General features: G+C 53.9%; 14 protein-coding genes. 9 read left to right on the forward strand and 5 right to left on the reverse strand.

From position 1 onward, the window contains the following. Positions 1 to 95: 95 nt before the first annotated feature. Positions 96 to 1,310 carry a class I SAM-dependent rRNA methyltransferase gene (locus HNV11_RS09270; RefSeq protein ID WP_171739395.1) on the forward strand — a complete coding sequence of 405 codons (1,215 nt, stop codon included), beginning with the start codon at positions 96 to 98 and terminating at the stop codon, positions 1,308 to 1,310. Between the two features lie 165 nt (positions 1,311 to 1,475). Beyond that, the gene (locus tag HNV11_RS09275) at positions 1,476 to 3,218 is read left to right on the forward strand and encodes a pyruvate dehydrogenase complex dihydrolipoamide acetyltransferase (RefSeq protein ID WP_171739396.1); all 1,743 of its coding nucleotides are present in this window, start codon (positions 1,476 to 1,478) and stop codon (positions 3,216 to 3,218) included. 98 nt (positions 3,219 to 3,316) lie between these two features. On the opposite strand, the gene trxA is transcribed toward HNV11_RS09275, so the two are convergent. Together trxA and HNV11_RS09285 are read right to left on the reverse strand one after the other, a co-directional pair. Then, positions 3,317 to 3,646, reverse strand: a complete 330-nt coding sequence (gene trxA / locus HNV11_RS09280) for a thioredoxin (RefSeq protein ID WP_171739397.1) — start codon at positions 3,644 to 3,646, stop codon at positions 3,317 to 3,319. Positions 3,647 to 3,749: 103 nt separating this feature from the next. Beyond that, the gene (locus tag HNV11_RS09285) at positions 3,750 to 4,610 is read right to left on the reverse strand and encodes a sterol desaturase family protein (protein WP_171739398.1); all 861 of its coding nucleotides are present in this window, start codon (positions 4,608 to 4,610) and stop codon (positions 3,750 to 3,752) included. Positions 4,611 to 4,770: 160 nt separating this feature from the next. Here HNV11_RS09285 and HNV11_RS09290 point away from each other — a divergent pair, with 160 nt between their 5' ends. Next, positions 4,771 to 5,286 carry an acyl-CoA thioesterase gene (locus HNV11_RS09290; RefSeq protein ID WP_171739399.1) on the forward strand — a complete coding sequence of 172 codons (516 nt, stop codon included), beginning with the start codon at positions 4,771 to 4,773 and terminating at the stop codon, positions 5,284 to 5,286. Here the strand turns inward: HNV11_RS09290 and HNV11_RS09295 are convergent, their stop codons facing one another. The 3 genes from HNV11_RS09295 to HNV11_RS09305 form a co-directional block, all read right to left on the reverse strand. Continuing rightward, entirely contained in the window at positions 5,287 to 5,808 is a 522-nt protein-coding gene (locus HNV11_RS09295) for a nuclear transport factor 2 family protein (RefSeq protein WP_171739400.1), read from the reverse strand. Between the two features lie 74 nt (positions 5,809 to 5,882). Beyond that, positions 5,883 to 7,199 (reverse strand): serine hydrolase domain-containing protein, encoded by a 1,317-nt coding sequence (locus tag HNV11_RS09300; protein WP_171739401.1) that lies wholly within the window; start codon positions 7,197 to 7,199, stop codon positions 5,883 to 5,885. A 34-nt stretch (positions 7,200 to 7,233) separates the two neighbouring features. Beyond that, positions 7,234 to 7,719, reverse strand: a complete 486-nt coding sequence (locus HNV11_RS09305) for a hypothetical protein (protein ID WP_171739402.1) — start codon at positions 7,717 to 7,719, stop codon at positions 7,234 to 7,236. 203 nt (positions 7,720 to 7,922) lie between these two features. Between HNV11_RS09305 and HNV11_RS09310 the strand changes: the two genes are divergently transcribed. The 6 genes from HNV11_RS09310 (at position 7,923) to polA (ending at position 20,070) form a co-directional block, all read left to right on the forward strand. Further along, on the forward strand, positions 7,923 to 8,963 hold the full coding sequence (locus tag HNV11_RS09310) for a PD-(D/E)XK nuclease family protein (RefSeq protein ID WP_171739403.1): 1,041 nt from the start codon (positions 7,923 to 7,925) through the stop codon (positions 8,961 to 8,963). Between the two features lie 209 nt (positions 8,964 to 9,172). Beyond that, a complete protein-coding gene (locus HNV11_RS09315) occupies positions 9,173 to 9,886 on the forward strand; it encodes a gluconate 2-dehydrogenase subunit 3 family protein (protein WP_171739404.1) in 714 nt (237 codons plus the stop codon). An 87-nt stretch (positions 9,887 to 9,973) separates the two neighbouring features. Next, positions 9,974 to 11,692 (forward strand): GMC oxidoreductase, encoded by a 1,719-nt coding sequence (locus HNV11_RS09320; RefSeq protein ID WP_171739405.1) that lies wholly within the window; start codon positions 9,974 to 9,976, stop codon positions 11,690 to 11,692. Positions 11,693 to 11,899: 207 nt separating this feature from the next. Next, positions 11,900 to 15,532, forward strand: coding sequence for a DNA polymerase III subunit alpha (gene dnaE, locus HNV11_RS09325; protein WP_171739406.1), 3,633 nt, complete (start codon positions 11,900 to 11,902; stop codon positions 15,530 to 15,532). Between the two features lie 187 nt (positions 15,533 to 15,719). Next, positions 15,720 to 16,739 carry a fasciclin domain-containing protein gene (locus HNV11_RS09330; protein ID WP_240163878.1) on the forward strand — a complete coding sequence of 340 codons (1,020 nt, stop codon included), beginning with the start codon at positions 15,720 to 15,722 and terminating at the stop codon, positions 16,737 to 16,739. A gap of 220 nt (positions 16,740 to 16,959) precedes the next feature. Beyond that, the gene (gene polA / locus HNV11_RS09335; protein WP_171739407.1) at positions 16,960 to 20,070 is read left to right on the forward strand and encodes a DNA polymerase I; all 3,111 of its coding nucleotides are present in this window, start codon (positions 16,960 to 16,962) and stop codon (positions 20,068 to 20,070) included. The last annotated feature ends 1 nt before the right edge of the window (position 20,071 follow it).

Consider the following 20,071-nt stretch of genomic DNA (forward strand, 5'->3'; position numbering starts at 1 on the left):
GTCCCTGCCAGACAAGCCATTGGAGCAAGAGATTCTGCTGACGCCCGAATGGCAAGCAAAACCTGACGTATCTTTGCAGTCTTTTCCAAAGACGAATGACATTTTCCAAGCTATTTCTGCAAGCCGGGCGCGATGAGGCCGTCCGGCGCTTTCACCCCTGGGTATTTTCGCGGGCTATCGGACGCTATGAGGGCAACCTGGAGGATGGCGATGTGGTGGAGGTGTATGACAATAAAAAGAAATACCTGGCCACCGGTCATTATCACGACGGCAGCATTGCGGTGCGGATATTTTCGTTCGGCGCGACCGCAGGCGGACCCGTTACGCCCGATCTGGCTTACTGGACGCAGAAATTAACCCATATCCGCAGTATCCGGCAGGCAATTGTCGACGCCGAATCAACCAACTGTTACCGGCTCGTGCACGGCGAAGGTGATGGCTGCACAGGCCTGATTGTGGATATGTATAACGGGGTAGCGGTGCTCCAGGCCCATTCCATTGGTATGCACCGCGAGCGGCAACTCATCACCGACGCGCTGAAAGCCGTCTTTAGCGACGAACTCAAGGCGGTTTACGACAAAAGTGCCGATACGCTGCCCGACGAATACGGGGCCGGGGTCACAAACAGTTACCTGTATGGCCGCACACCCGTGCCGCATCCGGTTCAGGAAAATGGCAATACGTTTCTGGTGGACTGGATCACGGGGCAGAAAACCGGCTTCTTCCTCGACCAGCGCGACAACCGTGCTTTGCTGGCCCGGTACGCGCAGGGCAAAAAGGTGCTGAATGCCTTCTGTTATTCGGGCGGGTTTTCGGTATATGCCCTCCAGGCCGGTGCCAGTCTGGTTCATTCGGTGGACGTATCGCAGAAGGCAATCGACCTGACAAATCAGAATGTAGCGGCTAATTTTGGTGAGGCTGAAAACCGCCAGCGTATTGGTGAACACGAAGCCTATGCCGAGGATGTCATGCACTACCTCAAAGCCCACGATCATCAATACGACGTGGTCGTGCTTGATCCGCCGGCCTTTGCCAAGAGCCTGTCGGCGCGGCACCGGGCTGTGCAGGGCTACAAACGCCTGAACGCCGAGGGAATGCGTCGGGTCGCCAAAGGAGGGATTCTGTTTACGTTTTCGTGCTCGCAGGTGGTTGACCGCGAGTTGTTCTACAATACTATTGTGGCGGCTGCCATCGAAGCCGGACGGCAGGTGCGGGTACTGCACCACCTTAGCCAGCCCGCCGATCACCCCGTGAGTTTGTTTCACCCCGAAGGAGGGTACCTGAAAGGGCTCGTGTTGTGGGTTGAATAACTGACCAACCGCCTGAAGGCGTGGCGGGATGCCAACCGTAACCGAAAGGCCCCGCTGGTTGTTGATAGAGAAAACCCCGGTGCAGCGATACAACGTTACCCGCTTTCCGCTAAATTTGGCGCTCGACCCTGTCTCGTTGTCTAACCCGACATTATATAGCTGAATATGGCTGAACTAATCCGAATGCCCAAAATGAGCGACACCATGACCGAAGGCGTCATTGCGGAGTGGCACAAAAAAGTGGGCGATAAAGTTAAATCCGGCGACGTCCTGGCGGAAGTCGAAACCGATAAGGCAACCATGGATCTGGAAGCCTACGAAGAAGGTACGCTGCTTTACATCGGCGTCGAAAAAGGGGCTTCTGTGCCAGTAGATGGCGTTCTGGCCGTTATTGGTGCCGATGGTGAAGATTATAAAGCCCTGCTCAACGGCTCGAGTGGCGGTAGTCAGGAGGCAGCTGCACCGGCGCCATCGGCAAATGGTGCTGTGCCCGCACCGAGTGGTACTACCAAGACAGATGAAGTGGCAACGAATCTGCCCGATAAAGAAGCTATATCGGCGGCTCCCGCCGAAAACGTGAATGCCTCGGTGATCCGGATGCCGAAGATGAGCGACACCATGACCGAAGGGACTATTGTCGCCTGGCATAAGAAAGAAGGTGATACCGTAAAGTCGGGCGACATCCTGGCGGAAGTCGAAACCGACAAGGCAACCATGGATCTGGAAGCCTATGAAGAAGGTACGCTGCTTTACGTTGGTGTAAAAGAAGGTTCGTCGGTTGCTGTTGACGACATCATTGCCGTAGTAGGCGAGAAAGGCGCCAACTTCAAAGTCCTGCTCGATGGTGGTGGCAGCGCGGGTGCTCCGGCGGCTCAGCCAGCCGCTACCGGCGAAGGCGGCAGCGCAACGGCTCAGCAGAACCCACAGGCCAATCTGCCGGCCAACGCCGACACAGACTTGTCGTACGGGGGTAGCGCGGGCGACGTAACCGAAACCAACGGGCGCGTAAAAGCCTCTCCGCTGGCCAAGCGCATTGCGGAAGAAAAAGGAATCAGTCTGGCTCAGGTAAAGGGCAGTGGTCCCGAAGGCCGGATTGTGAAAAGCGACGTTGAATCGTTTGTACCGCAGCCGAAGCCCGCAACGGCTCAACCGGCTTCGGCATCTGCTGGGCAACCCGCTCCGGCTGCGCCACAACCCGAACCGGTTGCCCAGTCAACATCCGTTGGGGGCGAGTACGAAGATGTACCGGTCAGCCAGATGCGCAAAACGATTGCGCGCCGGTTGAGCGAAAGCCTGTTCACCGCGCCACACTTCTACCTGACCATGGAAATCAACATGGACAAGGCAATGGAACTGCGGGGTACGGTCAACGGGGTCAGCTCGGTCAAGATTTCGTTCAACGACTTCGTGATCAAAGCCGCAGCCGTAGCGCTGAAACAACACCCGAACGTCAATTCGTCCTGGCTCGGTGACAAGATCCGCAAGTACAAGTACGTAAACATTGGCGTCGCCGTCGCCGTTGATGAAGGTCTGCTGGTGCCCGTGGTACGTAATGCCGACCAGAAAACGCTCTCGACCATTGCGGGTGAAGTAAAAGAAATGGCGGGTAAAGCCAAAGACAAGAAACTGCAGCCGAAAGACTGGGAAGGCAGCACGTTCTCGATCTCGAACCTCGGTATGTTCGGTATTGACGAGTTTACCGCCATCATTAACCCGCCCGATGCCTGCATTCTGGCGGTGGGGGCCATTAAGCAAACCGTGAAGTTTGAAGGCGAGGTTGCTAAACCCACGAACGTAATGAAGGTTACGCTCTCCTGCGATCACCGCGTCGTAGATGGGGCCACGGGAGCCGCGTTCCTGCAAACCTTCAAGCAACTGCTCGAAGATCCAATGCGGATGCTGGTATAAATTGGGGTATGTTTAAACCTGAAGGTTTAAACATACTGACATAAAAAAGCCGGCCCTGATTGCTCAGGGCCGGCTTTTTTATGTATCTGCAAGTCAAATTATAAGGCGGCTTGTAGTTTTTGCTCCAGCACGTTGCGCGGAACGGCACCAATCACTTTATCGATCAGCTGACCATTCTTGAACACCATCAGGGTGGGAATGCTCCGGATACCAAACTGGGCCGGAATGCGGGCGTTCTGGTCAACGTCCATTTTAGCGACAACGGCTTTGCCTTCGTATTCGCCGGCGAGTTGTTCTACGACCGGGCCGATCATCTTACAGGGGCCACACCATTCAGCCCAAAAATCTACTAAAACCGGCTTATCGGAATTAATCAGTTCGTTGAAGTTCGCATCGGTCGCTTCGACGGCATAGGATCCTGCTGCCATGAGTGAAATCTGTTTATTAGTTGAACTTGTTTCAACAGCATAAACGGTTTTCAATGGGATTAGTTCCTGAATTCGATTGCCCGGCAGTCAGGCAATTGCCGGGCTACGTAACCGATTCGCTTTTAACCGAACTGGGCTTCGATTCACCGACCGGCGAACGGTAGCGCTGGAACGGAATTTTCAGCAGACTGCCGATGTGGGAGTGTTCGTGCGGTTCCGGGTGGGTATCAATCCCGTAGCGCAGGTCCTTACCCGCCATTTCATGATACGTACCAAAGAGCCGATCCCAGTACGGGAAAATATTGCCGTAGTTGGTGTTCGTAACCGGCAAAACGTAATGATGATGCACGTGATGCATGTTCGGCGTTACGATCAGCAAACCCAGCAGCCGGTCGGCCCAGCGCGGCAGTTCGATGTTGGCGTGGTTAAACTGCGAGAGCATGACCGACAGGGCTTGGTACAGGAAAACGAGCCACATCGGTGCCCCGGTCAGCAGAACGGCCAGCGTCGTGAAGGCGAACCGGATTACGCTTTCGCCGGGGTGGTGACGATTGGCCGTCGTCGTATCGACGTAGGCGTCGGTATGGTGAATCAGGTGAAAGCGCCACAGAAACTTTACCTTATGCTCCGTCCAGTGGGGTAGCCAGGCACCCACCAGGTCGAGCGCCAGCAAACCAACGATAGCCTCGGCCCAGAGCGGCCAGTTGACCCATTGCAGCAGGCCAATCTGGTGCTTTACGGTCCAGTCGCTCGTTCGAAGCAGGATAAAGGCCAGACAGAAATTAACGATGATGGTTGTGAGCGTAAAGAAGATATTGATTCCGGCATGATGGACTTTCCGGTAATCGAAGCGAAATAAGGGCACTGCACTCTCAACCAGCCAGAAGAACGCAATACCGCCCACCAGAATCAGGCTGCGGTGGGAGGAAGGGATATGCTCGAAGTAGTTCACTAAACGCTCCATATTCTTGGATAAATCAGGGAATCAATTTAACAAAAATACAGAAAATTGTTTGCAAAGCAGAGGCTGAATGAAGGGCTAAACCTACGGCCAGTTTGCTGAATTCGGTTTTCGGTGGTTGGTTTGCAGACTGAATTAACCGCAATCAACAAACCGGCTTTATATGCCTCAACCAAAACACGCCCGCGACTCTATAACGGTCATGACCGAGATGGTGCTGCCCAACGACACCAATACGCTCAACAACCTGATGGGCGGGCGCCTGCTGCACTTCATGGACATTGCTGCTGCTATTGCCGCGCAGAAACATTCCAACCGGATTGTCGTGACGGCCTCCGTCGATAACGTATCGTTTGCCGAACCCATCCGACTGGGTAATATCGTTACGATGAAGGCACAGGTTACCCGTGCCTTCAGTTCCTCCATGGAAGTGTTTATTGAAGTATGGGCCGAGGATATTCCGGCGGGTATCCGGGTCAGCACCAACAGCGCCTTCTATACATTCGTGGCCGTAGATCAGAGCGGCCGACCCATTGAGGTACCGGCCGTCATTCCGCAAACCGATGAGGAAAAAAATCGTTACGAAAGCGCCCTGCGCCGTCGGCAGCTCCGGCTGGTGCTGGCCGGACGAATGAACGCTCAGGACGCCAAGGAGTTACGTGAGTATCTGAAAGTCTGATTACTGCGCCAGCCGTAACGACTGCCACGTAACCATCTGCCACTGCGAGCCGTTGCGAACGTACACATCGGTATAGCGTAGCCGCGTATTGATGGATTCACCATTGTTCGTTGCCTTAATCATACAGATACCGTTGACAACGGCGGTGTTGCCGTACACGCGGATTTTCTGTTCCAGAATATCAATGGCGTCGTACTGGGATTTGCCATCGCGAATAGACTGGATATACGACTGCTTAGTATCGGTGCCGCCGTGGGAATGCGTATAAACCAGGTCATCAGCAAGGAGTTGATTTAGCACCGCGTAGTCTTTGTTGACCTGCGCATTGAACCGGTGTCGCTCGGCGTTGGCAATTGCTTTTTCGTCGGCTGTGCTGGTCGATGCCGATGAAGACAGGGAAACGGCCGCGGTAGTACCCGGTTTGTTCTTGGCCGCCTTGGTGGCTCCGGCTGAGGTAGAAACAGCCTGCGCATACGCGAAGGACGCCGAAAACAGCAGGCAGAGAGTCAGAAATGATTTCATGGCTTAAAAACGTTTCAGAGCTTCTGTAGATGAATAACAGAAGCTCTGAATGAAAAGAAGGACAACGTTCGGTTTTACCGGTTTGAATCGTTCATCTGCGTAATGGCCTGATACACCAGTACCTTGAATTTGTCGTTCAGATCGCCGTAACTGTTCGGCACTTTCTGGGTGTACAACAGAGCCACAATCCCTTCCTTCGGATCAACCCAGTACGTTGTACCGAAGAATCCGCCCCAGTTATACGACCCCTGCGATGTGGGTAGTCGGGTCGCGCTCCGCTCCGACGTAATGGCGAAACCCAGCCCAAACTTATCCAGCCCCTGGTTCAGGTCGCCAATCTGGTTGGTCGTAATCAGCCGGACGGTTGTCGGGCTAAGAAAGCGTTTACCGCCGTATTCGCCCCCGTTGAGCATCATCTGCAGGAAAATAGCGTAATCATACAGCGTTGACGACAAACCCGCCCCCCCCGAATAATACGTACCGGGCTGTTTGGGGTAATCTTCCGAAATACCGCCCTGGGCTGGCAGTCGGCGGAGAGTCTTTGTGGAATCTTCGGTATAAACCCGTGCCAGACGGTTCTGCCGGGAGGCTGGCAGATAAAAATACGTATCGTTCATACCCAGGGGCTCGAACAGCCGCGTCCGCAGAAACTGATCGAGCGACTGACTTGACAGGACTTCAATCAGGCGACCGAGCACGTCTACACTCAGGCCATACGTCCATTTCTCGCCGGGCTGGTGCATAAGCGGCAGAGCAGCCAGTCGGTCCATCGCGTCGGCCAGCGTACCGGTGGGCGTACCAATACCGCTTGGAATCCGGTTTTTGGCGTAAATGGCAACGGCTTCCTTCGTGCCGATGCCTGGGTAGCTAATGCCGGACGTATGGGTCAGGAGTTGCCGGATCGTAATTTCACGCCGGGCCGGAACGGTCGTATAGGTGGTGTCTTTCTCGTTGTATTTGTCCAGCACTTTCGGGGTTTTGAAAGCCGGAATGTATTTCGAGATGGGGTCGTCGAGCAGGAACTTGCCTTCCTCAAACAGCAGCATCAGGCCGATGCTGGTAATTGCTTTAGTCTGCGAGGCAATACGAAAAATCGCGTCGCGTTTGAGGGGCGTTTTCGCCTGAATATCATCCTGGCCATAAGCTTTGTGGTACACGATGCGGCCGTTGCGGGCTACCAGCACGCCCACGCCCGCCTGTCGGCCTTTGGCAACATAGTCGTTGATCACGGCGTCCATGCGTTGAAGCCGGGTTGTGCTCATGCCTACTGACTCCGCCTGAGCTTCCTGAAGAACAGGGTTGGTTGCTTCAGAGGGGCGGGTACGCGCTGTCTGTGCCGAGGCTGACAGAAAAAAACCGGCCATCAGGCCGGTCAGAACGAGTGATCTCATAAAAAACCGGAGTTAGGAACCGGTGCGAAGGTAATTATTTCTTGGTCCCCGTAATGGACTCCGACCGACTGATAAGCGTACCGCCCTGCAGCGATTCGGTCGTGGTGGCAATGGCAATCTGATTCTGGTCAAACACGCCCGTAGCCTTGTAATCGCCATCGAAGGTGGTGCCCTGCACGAAAATCTGATCTTTGTTCCGGTCAATCACGGTAAAGTTCGACCCGTTCAGTTCGGCCGTTACCTTATACGGGCGGTTAGCCGCTACATCGATGTAAATTTCTTTGGGGTTTGAGCCTTTGGAAACGCCAACGCTGATCGTGCCGGATTCGGGCTTTAACTCAGCTCCACCAAAGCGGATAATGCTTTGGTAGCCACCCACGTATGTGCCGACGTACTGTTCGCGCGGGTCGATTTCGGGTTCACTGCTGCCCGACTGTTTACAGGCCGACGTAAGCGCACTAATGGCTAAGGAAACAACAAACAGATTACGGAGCGATCGAACGGCGTTACGAGTAGCCATGAGTTGGATGTAGAGATGGGTTAAATCTGGTTTTTGACTATCAAACGCCGTGCCGCCTTCATTCCGTATAATCCACCCGTAAAAGAGCAGGGGGAGGGTTTGTCGCTGATGTGCCTTCCAGTGCTGTATAGTTTATATTTTTCTTAGCCAGGAGCAGTAGATACGAAGTATTAACACACCCTTTATAGTAAATCTTTGAAATAATGATAAACCAGGATCGCCCCAATTTATTCTCGTTTGCAACCAGTGAGCTATCACAGGATGCGTTTATATGCTGGCTTGCTGCCTGGGCTGATCCTAAGTGGCAACATGCGGATTCTGTCTTACATCAGACGGCACAGCGCTTTATTGCATCAATGATTCAAAAGGTAAAGCCAGATTATGATCTCTCAAATCTTAAAACGGTTGGGGTTCGACGACAGGTCGAAAAGCTGGATATTCTGATTGAGATCAACAAGGAGCTACCGGATAAATTGGCAATTTTGGTTGAAGATAAAACGCATACCAGTAATCATTCAGATCAACTTAACAGGTATTACGGTCAAATTCGCGAAGCTGGTTATACAGAAGATCAGATGATACCCCTCTATTTTAAAACTGGGTATCAGTCAAAATTCAATACGTTAGGCGTATTCAAGACCTATCTACGAAGTGATTTTTTAGAAGTTCTACGAACGGGGAAAAGTAGGGGCGTTGATAATGCGATCTTCAAGGATTTTCTACAACATCTGGAAACTCTGGATGCCGCCATTCGTGAGTTTTCAACGAAAAACCCTAAAGATTGGCAGGCTGACGACTGGCGTGGATTTTTTATGGTCCTGTACGATAGCCGCGGCGAGTTATATGAGGTGAGTGAGGATGATGGGGCAAACTGGGATTATGTAGCAAATCCCTCAGGCGGTTTTTTTGGCTTCTGGTGGTACTTCAAGAATCTGCCGGATCAGCTATATACACCCTACCTGCAATTGGAAGGTGATACGCTTTGCTTCAAAATAGAAGCGAAAGTGGAAGCCCAACGAAACGAAGCTCGTGAAAAAGCTTATTACCAGCTTACAGAAGCTGGCCGCCAGTTGAATGCCGCCGTTGAACGGCCAAAGCGTATGGGCAACGGGCGATACATGACCGTGCTACGTTGGAAAGATGACTATCGAGTTTACGAGGATGGCAAGTTAGCTGTCGATGCTACGTTGAATAATTTGAAAAAAGCGCAGCAGATATTGGATTTGGCTTTTAGTGATAACTAATTATCAGGATTATAAAGTCAGTGGCTGGGTCTTCTATAGGCAGCGCTCCACCTATGCATTGCAATAACGAGCCGCTCCCAATTGCCCGCTTAAATAGGTATAAGCGTAATATAAACCGCTTTCATAGCACAGTAGTGCTTAGGTGGCCTTGAGTATAAGCCGATTCGCTGTCAAGGTGCCGGAAAAGAGCACTGATTTATAGGGTTATTATGAAACGTAGAGAAGCGATACTTCAGGTTGCCCTGGCAATGGGCAGTGCACTGTCGGCGCCGACGATGGCTTCCGTTCTGCAGGGCTATCAGCCCCACCGTTCCGAAAAGCGAATAGCGGCTCCTTTTGCGTTACAGCCCAACGAGCAGGCGCTGCTCGACGAAATTACGGAGGTTATCATGCCGGCTACCTCCACGCCGGGCGCAAAAGACGCGAAGGTGGCCGAGACAATCCGGCTGATCCTGAACGACTGCTATAAGCCCGCCCAGCAGGCGCACTTCCGGAAAGGCTTAAACGCCGTTGAGGCCGAAAGCCAGAAAGCCTACAGCAAAGGCTTCGTTAACTTACCGATTGAACAGAAAACAGCGATTCTGAAGCAGTTTGAGCAACTGGCTAAAGCTGAAGCGAAACAACACCCCAAACGGCAGGAGAAGCTCGCCAAGGATCCTGAAACAACCCTGGGCGCTTTTGCGCCGGCGGGCAGCGATCAGACCGAGGCTAAACTGGTGGATGCCGAAACGGGCGTCGTGGTGAAGGACGCCGACAAAAATGCGGCTCTTGTGCCTTTTTTCACCCTAGTCAAAGAGCTGACGATTCTGGGCTATTTCAGCTCGGAGATTGGCTGTACGCAGGCCCTGGCTTACGTACCCATTCCGGGTCGGTACGAAGGCGTTGTCAAACTGAAAGACGGCCAGAAAGCATGGGCAACGTAAGCCGACTGCTAACCCCTTGTGCATCATTCCTAACAATCCACCGTCCGGCAGTTCGGTGCTGACCGTTGTTTCTTCCTGCTGATCTCCATGAATCTTACTCTTGACGCGAAAAAAGCAATGACTTACGACGCTATCGTGGTAGGTTCCGGTATATCGGGCGGCTGGGCCGCCAAAGAATTAACCCAGAAAGGCCTGAAGGTGCTGATGCTGGAACGGGGACACGACCTGAAGCACGTAACCGACTACACGACGGCCATGAAAGACCCCTGGGAGTTTCCGCACCGGGGAAAAATCGAACTCTGGGCCGCCGAAGAATATTGGGCCAACGCCCGCTCGGGTGGGAAACCGGGCGAAGATCAGCGGCATATGTTCACCCGCGATGTTGATGTGCCGTACCTGGAGAAACGTCCGTATGACTGGATTCGGGCCTATCATCTGGGTGGTCGGTCGCTGGTATGGGGACGGCAGAGTTACCGGTTCAACGAACGGGATTTTACGGCCAATCTTGAAGACGGTCACGGCGTCGACTGGCCAATTCGCTACAAAGATTTAGCGCCCTGGTACTCTTACGTCGAACGCTTTGCGGGCGTTTCGGGTAACCGCGATGGACTGGCGGTTCTGCCGGATGGCGAGTTTGTGCCGCCTATGCAGATGAACAGCATTGAGTTGCTGGCCAAATCAGGAATTGAAAAGAACTTTAAAGGCCGTCATCTGGTGATCGGCCGCCCGGCTATCATCTCGCAGGCGCAGAAAATCCATACCGATCTGGGCCGGGCTTCGTGCCAGTTCCGGAATCTATGCGTGCGGGGCTGTCCGTTCGGGGCGTATTTTAGCACGCAGGCAGCTACATTGCCGGCCGCCGTTAAAACCGGCAATCTGACCGTCATCACCGATAAGATTGCGTATCAGGTAATCTACGACGACCAGAAAAACAAAGCCGTCGGCGTGCGGGTCATCGACCAGAATACCAAGCAGCATCAGGAGTATTACGCCAAAATCATCTTCCTCAATGCCTCTACACTAAATACGGCCTGGATCATGATGCAATCTACATCGAAGCGGTTTCCGAATGGTCTGGGTAATGATTCGGATCAGTTGGGACGTAACCTGATGGACCACCATTTGGGTGCCGGCGCTTCGGGCGAGTACGAGGGCTTACAGGATATGTATTATTACGGTCGGCGGGGCAACGGCATTTATATTCCACGGTTTGCCAACTGGGGCGACGATAAACGAAAAGACTTCGTGCGGGGATTTGGCTACCAGGGCCGGGGTGGCCGTCAGGACTGGGTTGCGGGCGCTTCGAAAGAAGGCTTTGGGCCGGAGTTTAAAGACAACCTGACCCGACCCGGTCGCTGGGAGTTTAATATTGGCGGTTTTGGCGAAACCCTGCCCGATCCGAACAACCGAATGCGCCTGTCCGACAAAAAAGACAAGTGGGGTTTACCCATTATCGAGTTCGACGCGGGCTGGGGCGAGAACACAGTGGGTATGCGGAAAGCGATGATGAACGATGCCGCCGAGATGCTGGAAGCGGCTGGTTTGAAAAATGTCAAAACGCGCAATGACAACACGAAGAATCCCGGTATCGGCATCCACGAGATGGGCGCTGCGCGGATGGGCCGTGACCCCAAAACGTCGGTGCTGAACGCCTGGAATCAGGTGTGGGGCGCCAAGAACGTGTTTGTTACGGATGGGGCAGCTATGGTATCCTCGTCCTGCGTGAATCCATCCCTAACCTACATGGCCCTGACGGCCCGTGCGGCCGATCATGCAGTAGGCGAACTGAAGCGAATGAACCTGTAGAGTTAAACAGTTAAGCATACAAGACGAAAAACGGGCTGTGCAGCCCGTTTTTTCGTTAGTGAACGTTCCTGTTGCCGGAGAAAATGATAATTACGTCCTAAGTCGATTGAGATCAAGTGATTACTAAAAATCTGGGTAAATTTCCGGTTTGCCCTTGCCCGTTGCCGGACAAATCTGGCTATTTTTAGGCTGTAATCTGGTTAACGTATGCAATTCTCACACCTCCACTGCCATACTCAATACTCGCTGCTCGACGGGCAGGCCGACATTAAGAAGCTGGTTAAGAAGGCCAAAGCCGACAATATGCCCGCCGTGGCTATCACCGATCACGGCAATATGTTCGGCGTGTTTGAATTTGTAGCCGAAGCCAGCAAGCAGGGCATCAAACCCATTGTCGGCTGCGAGTTCTACGTTGTGGACGATCATACCCGAAAGCAGTTTACCAAAGAACAGAAAGATATCCGGTACCACCAGCTGCTACTGGCCAAAAACCCGACGGGCTATAAGAACCTGGCGAAACTCTGTTCGCTGGGGTATATGGAGGGGCTATACGGCAAGTACCCCCGCGTCACCAAAGCGCTCATTGACCAGTACAAAGAGGGTCTGATTGCTACCACCTGCTGCATTGGGGCCATTGTGCCCAAGACCATCCTCAAAAAAGGCGAAGAAGCAGGCGAAGCCGAGTTCAAATGGTGGCTCGACCGCTTTGGTGAGGACTACTACGTTGAGTTGCAGCGCCACGAGATTCCCGACCAGATCAAGGCCAATGAGGTGCTGGTCAAGCTTGCCCGGAAGTATAACGTCAAGATTATCGCGTCGAACGATTCGCATTACGTGGATCGCGACGACTGGGTCGCGCACGACATTTTGCTGTGCGTCAATACGGGCGAAAAGCAGAGTACGCCGTCGATGAAGGAATTCAGCGACGATGAGGCTATGCCCAAAAATACCCGCTTTGCCTTCTTCTCCGACCAGTTCTATTTCAAGAACACGCAGGAGATGACGACGCTGTTCCATGACCTGCCCGAAGCCATCGACAACACCAACGAGATTGTCGACAAGGTTGAAACACTGAAGCTTAAGCGCGATATCCTGCTGCCGAATTTCCCGATTCCGCAGGAGTTTCAGATTCACGCCGACGACGTTGCCAACCAGTGGGAATACCTCAAACATCTGACCTACGAGGGGGCTCGGAAGCGTTACAGCGAAATTGAGAGCCATGTACAGGAGCGCCTTGACTTCGAGTTGTTTACCATCAAAACAATGGGGTTTGCCGGCTACTTCCTGATCGTTGCCGACTTCATTAAGGCCGGTCGTGACCTCGGCGTCATGGTTGGTCCGGGGCGCGGTTCGGCAGCCGGAAGCGCCGTGGCTTATTGCATCGGCATTACCAACATCGACCCCATCAAATACGATCTGCTGTTCGAGCGGTTCCTGAACCCCGACCGGAAGTCGATGCCCGATATTGATACGGACTTCGACGACGAAGGCCGACAGAAGGTAATCGATTACGTCGTGCAGAAGTACGGCAAACAGCAGGTTGCCGCCATCGTTACATACGGCACCATGGCCGCCAAGTCGGCTATCAAGGACGTCAGCCGGGTGATGGACCTGCCCCTGTCAGATGCCAACGCGCTGGCGAAGCTGGTTCCCGACAAGCCGACCTACAACATGACGCTCCGGCGCATCTTTGAGGACCCGATCGACGGACCGGGTGGTCTGGCCAATATTATTCAGCCGGATGAAGTCGAGAACGTGAAACGAATGCGGGCGCTCGAATCAGGCGATCAGGCAACGGGCCGGGCCATGAAGCTGATCGATACCGAGAAAGTGCAGAATGTCCTGCAGCAGGCGCGTCGGCTTGAAGGTACGGTACGAAACACGGGCGTTCACGCAGCCGGGATCATCATTGCGCCCGACGATCTGTCGAACATTGTGCCGGTATCGACCTCGAAAGATACCAACCTGATCATCACTCAGTATGAGGGTAAGGTGATTGAGGATGCGGGCGTAATCAAGATGGACTTTCTGGGGTTACGGAACCTCACCATCATTAAAGAGTGCCTCCGACTCATCCGGCAAAATCATGGCGGCTTCTTCGTGAATGGCGTCGAAACCGATATTGACGATATTCCGCTCGACGACCCGAAAGCTTATGAGTTGTTTCAGCGGGGCGAAACGAACGCTATTTTCCAGTTCGAATCCGACGGAATGAAAAAGCACATGAAGGACCTCAAGCCCGACCGCTTTGAGGACCTCATTGCTATGAACGCGCTCTACCGTCCGGGGCCGATTGCCTACATCCCGAACTACATTGCCCGTAAACACGGCCGCGAGGAGGTTAAGTACGACCTTCCCGAAATGGAGGAATACCTGGCCGATACGTACGGCATTACGGTCTATCAGGAGCAGCTGATGCTGCTGTCGCAGAAACTCGGCAACTTCACCAAGGGCGACGCCGACGTGCTGCGGAAGGCGATGGGGAAAAAGCAGAAGGACGTGCTCGACAAAATGAAGGGCAAGTTCATGGATGGCTGCGCAGCCAATGGCCTGAACCTGAAAATCTGCGAGAAAGTCTGGACCGACTGGGAAGCCTTTGCGTCTTATGCCTTCAATAAATCGCACTCGACCTGTTACGCGTTCGTCGCCTACCAGACGGCTTACCTCAAAACGTATTACAAACCCGAGTACATGGCGGCCGTCCTGACCTCCTGTCTCGGTAACATCGAAAAGATTACGTTCTTCCTCGAAGAATGTAAAAACCTCGGGATTCCGGTGCTGGGCCCCGACGTAAACGAATCGGAGCGCGTGTTCGGCGTTAATAAAAAAGGCGAAATCCGGTTCGGTCTGGCGGGTATCAAAGGCGCGGGCGACGCAGCCGTTGAAGCCATTATTGAAGAGCGGCAGGCGGGTGGCCCCTATAAGGATATGTTCGACTTCGCGATTCGGGTTAACCTGCGGACGGTGAACAAGAAAACACTTGAATCGCTGGCTTATGCCGGTGCCTTTGATGCGCTGGACGAGTACCACCGGGCGCAGTTCTTCGAGATTCCGCCGACGGAAAACAGTGCTTTCCTGGAAAAAATTATCCGCTACGCCAACAACTACCACGCCGAGAAGGCCGCGGCTCAGCAGTCGCTGTTCGGCGGGGCGGGTGGCGAGCCGATGCTGGCGCGGCCCAAAGCGCCTGTGGTGCCGGAGTGGAACCAGATCGAGAAGCTAAAATACGAGAAAGACGTCGTTGGGTTCTACCTGACCGGGCATCCGCTGGATGAGTTTACACTGGAACTCGACGGTTTCTGCAACTGTACGCTCGACAAGATTTTCGAGACCCGATCGCCCGAGATCAAGGTGGCCGGGATTGTTTCGGCCATGCAGACGAAGATTGCCAAAAACGGTAACCCGTTCTGTATCTTCAAGGTCGAAGATTACAGCACGGCCATTGAAATGGCGCTTTTCGGCGACGATTACGTCCGGCTGGGGCAGTACGTTGAGGTCGGTCGATTCCTGCACATTACGGGTAAAACGCAGAATAAGTGGAACTCCGACCAGCTCGAATTCAAGCCAACGACCATCCGGCTGCTGACCGAGATGCGCGATAAGATGTGTAAGGAAATTCGGGTGTCGCTAACGCTCGATGCGCTGAACGCCCAGCTTGTCAGCCAGATCAATGAACTGGTCAACGCCCATCCTGGCACCTGTACGCTGCTGCTGAACGTAGTGGACCCCATCGAACGGATCGAGGTCAGCCTGCAGTCGCGAACGCTGAAAGTGTCGCCTGCCAACTCCTTCCTGCGAGCGTTGGAAGCCATCGATGGGGTGAGTTGTAAAGTAGCATAACGGTTGCCTCAGTCGCTCTGTCTATTCCCGGATCTGGTAAAGGCAGTTGAAAGCTGGTCAATCGTTGAGGTATTGGTTTGTTGAACCAGGTAAAAAATTCATTAAACAAAATGGTGATCTGATCGGTTGTCACCGACAGGAAAGAAACTCTCTTTAACCTGCTACATCATCTAACCTCCCAAATCACATGCTGACAATGCAACGCATGACTGCTTTGCGGAGCCGTGGCCTATTCGCGGTTCTGCTAACCGGGCTTGTCCTGGCGTTTTCGTCCTGTAAAAAAGACGAAGACAACACCCCGGCCCCGCCGACGATTTATAGCCTTATTTCGACGGGGAACCAGTTTACTATTTTGAAAAAAGCCTTAGTGAAAGCCGGGCTGAATGGCCCGCTAAGCCAGCCGGGTAATCTGACCGTTTTTGCGCCGACGGATGCTGCGTTCAGAGCGTTTGGCTACGCCGATACGAATGCGATCAATAACATACCAGCTACACAGGTACCGTTGCTGGTCGCTGTATTGCAATACCACGTTATTGGCAGCAAGGTTGAGTCGTCGGCGATTCCCGCAGCTGTGAATACTCCGCAGCAGACGTTAGGTGGTCTACCGCTTTACGTCACGAAAGCCGCGTCCAGCACGACCTCATCGGCGACGTCAACCAGTATTTCGGTGAATGGCGCGCGGGTTGTATCGCTGGATGGTCAGGCCAGCAATGGGGCGGTTCACGTCATTGACCGGGTGCTGCTGCCGCCAGTTCTGGGTAATATAGCGGCCACCCTTCAGGGAATTCCGACACTTTTTCCGACCTATTCGTTTACGTTCCTGCAGGCCGCCGTGGCTAAGGCAGGTATCGGCGGGGCCTTGATCGCCAATGGTCCGCTGACGGTCTTCGCACCGACAGATGCCGCGTTTACGGCCGCCAACCCGAATATAAAAACGGTGGAGGATGTGAATGCCTTACCAGCCGCCACGCTGGCCCAGATTCTGTCCTATCATGTAATTAACAACGCCCGCGCCTACACGCCCCTGATTACCAACGGGCAGAGCCTGACAACCCTGCAGGGCGGGACCATTACGGCCGCTACCAGCACAACCGGCATTACGGTAACTGGGCGCGGCAATAACAGCACTGCGTCGCGGGTTATCGGTCCGGATCTGTCTGCTACCAATGGGGTCATTCACGTTATTGACCGGTTGCTGTTACCCTAGTATCAGCCAGCCTGAGTTGATTTGCAATAAGCCGCTCCGTAAGAGCGGCTTATTGTTATTTAAGCCGGTTTGGGGCCGTTCGGGCGGAATCAAAACCCCACTGGAGATGTTTTGTTGTATAGGGTAAACCCTTATTCTGACCGTCAAAATGTCGGGGCGAAAGCGCGCGATTGTCCGCAAGTCTTTCGACCTTTGGGCATTGACTTGTGACCTGCATCGAATGGCCAAACCACAGAAAAAACTGTTTTTATTAGACGCGCTGGCCCTCATTTACCGCGCTCATTTCGCCTTCAGCAAATCGCCCCGGATCTCCTCGCGGGGCGTGAATACCTCGGCCATCTTTGGCTTCATGAACGCCATGATCGAGGTGCTGACGAAGGAAAAACCCACCCACATCGGTGTCGCGTTCGACTCATCCAAGAAGACGTTCCGCCACGAGCAGTTCCCGATGTACAAGGCCACCCGGCAGTCGCAGCCGGAAGATATCAGCGTGGCTACGCCTTACATCAAACAGATTGTGGAGGCCATGCACATTCCCATCCTGATTATGGATGGCTACGAAGCCGACGACATCATTGGAACAATTGCCAAAAAAGCCTCCCTGGCCGATTTTGAGGTTTTTATGATGACGCCCGACAAAGACTACGGTCAACTGGTCGAAGAGCACGTTCACATCTATAAACCGGCGTTTATGGGAAAACCGGCCGAGAAGCAGGGCGTAAAAGAAGTCTGCGAACGCTGGGGAATTGAACGTATTGAGCAGGTAACCGATATGCTTGGTCTGGTGGGCGATTCGGTCGATAACATTCCGGGTATTCCGGGCATTGGCGAAAAAACGGCGCAGAAACTCATCGCCGACTTTGGCAGTGTCGAAAACCTGATTGCCAACGCCGACCAGCTAAAAGGGAAACTTAAAGAGAACGTCGTCAACTACGGACAGCAGGGATTGCTGTCGAAACAACTGGCTACGATTCACCTCGACGTGCCGGTTGACTTCGACGAAGATCGGCTGCGGCATACCGAATACGACAAGCCCCGGCTGGCGGCTCTGCTGGACGAGCTGGAGTTCCGGCAGATGAAAACGCGGTTACTCGGCAACAACTTCGACGAGCAGCCACTGCCAGCGGCCTTCAAGAATAACGCGCCCGCGCAAATGGACCTGTTCGATTCGCCGGGTGGTGATGCGCCCGCGTTTCTGCCGTTCCCGAACATGGGCGCGCTGAATCCATCGGGAGCGGGTGATCTGCCCTTTGATTTCAACAGCCCGGACGCGCCAGCCGCTGAGCAGTCTACAGCAAGCCCGGCAGCGGCTGAACCGGCCAAAAAGCCCAGGGCCAAACGTACCGCCGTGAAAGCCCCCGTTGCGTCGGCCTCAGCCGCTACGCCCGACCACATAATCGATACGATTACTACAGATGATGCGCCCGGTAAGGAAGTAACCGAAACCGGCGCGGACGCGCCCGCTTATCTGGACGTTTACCCGGACTATGAACTTGACGAAAACCAGCCGGAACGCCGGAAGACGATCCTGTCCGTTAAACACGACTACCGGCTGGTCGACACCCCGGAACTGCGGGCGAGTCTGGTGCATTATCTGAGCCAGCAGACGAGTCTTTGCTTTGACTCCGAAACGACTGCCATTGATCCGGTCGAGGCCGATCTGGTGGGGCTTTCGTTTGCGTATCGGGCCGGCGAAGCCTTTTACGTGCCTGTTTCGGCCGACCGCGACGAAGCGCAGGCCATTGTCGATCAGTTCAAACCGGTATTCGAAAACCCGAACATTGAAAAAGTCGGCCAGAACCTCAAGTATGACCTGCTGATGCTGAAAAAGTACGGCGTGGAAGTACAGGGTAAACTGTTCGATACCATGATTGCCCACTACCTGATTGAGCCCGAAATGCGCCATAATATGGACATGATGGCCATGACGTACCTGAACTACCAGCCGGTTGAGATTGAAGCGCTGATCGGCAAGCGGGGCAAAGGGCAGCTGACCATGCGGGACGTGGACGTGCAGAAAGTGGTTGAGTACGCCGGTGAGGATGCCGATATTACGCTGCAACTCAAAGAGACCTTTCTGCCCCGGCTGGAAAAAGATAACCTGCATAAACTATTCGATCAGGTCGAGATGCCGTTGGTGCAGGTGCTGGCCGATCTGGAACTCGAAGGAATTACGATTGACACCAACGCCCTCGCCGAACTGTCGGCCACGCTCGATACAGATATGCGGCAGGTGCAGCAGGAGATTTTCGAGATTGCGGGCGAGTCGTTCAATATTGGTTCGCCAAAGCAGCTGGGCGAGATTCTGTTCGACAAGCTGAAACTCGATAAGAACGCCAAAAAGACCCGTACTGGCCAGTACGCAACGGGCGAGGAGATTCTATCCAAGCTGGAAGCCGAACACGAAATAGCCCGGAAGATTCTGGACTACCGGGAGCTGATTAAGCTGAAAAACACGTACGTAGACGCGCTGCCCTTGCTGATCAGCAAGCGCGATGGCCGGATTCATACGTCGTTCAATCAGGCGGTGGCTTCCACTGGGCGGTTGAGTTCTGCCAATCCAAACCTCCAGAATATTCCCATCCGGACGCCCCGTGGGCAGGAAATCCGGAAGGCGTTCGTACCGCGCGGGCCGGAGTTCCTGATTATGTCAGCCGACTACTCACAGATCGAACTGCGGATTATGGCGGCCTTCAGTGGCGACAAAACCATGCTTGATGCGTTCAACAACGGGGTGGATATTCATACGCAGACGGCCAGCAAGGTCTTCCACGTCCCCATCAGCGACGTAACGGGCGACATGCGCCGGAAAGCCAAAACCATCAACTTCGGCATCATCTACGGTATTTCGTCGTTCGGACTGGCCCAGCGGCTGAAGATTCCGCGCAAGGAAGCGTCGCAAATCATCGAGGAATACTTCGTGGAGTTCCCGGCCGTCAAGGCGTTCATGGATCAGAGCATCGAGAAAGCGCGGGGCTTCGGGTATGCCGAAACAATTCTGGGCCGACGCCGGTATCTGCGCGACATTAACTCGCGCAACATGACCGACCGTTTGTTTGCCGAACGTAACGCTATCAACGCGCCCATCCAGGGCAGCGCGGCCGACATGCTCAAGATCGCTATGATTCAGATTCACGAGTTCATGCAGCGCGAGCAGCTGAAGTCAAAGATGATTCTGACCGTTCATGACGAACTGGTGTTCGACGCGCATAAGGAGGAACTTGAGTTGCTGCGCGAAAACGTGGACCGAATCATGAAAAACGCCATCCCGATGGCGGTGCAGATGGAGACCGGCATCGGGGTAGGCGAGAACTGGCTCGTAGCGCACTGAC

It is taken from the genome of Spirosoma taeanense, assembly GCF_013127955.1.
GTDB classification, from domain to species: domain Bacteria; phylum Bacteroidota; class Bacteroidia; order Cytophagales; family Spirosomataceae; genus Spirosoma; species Spirosoma taeanense.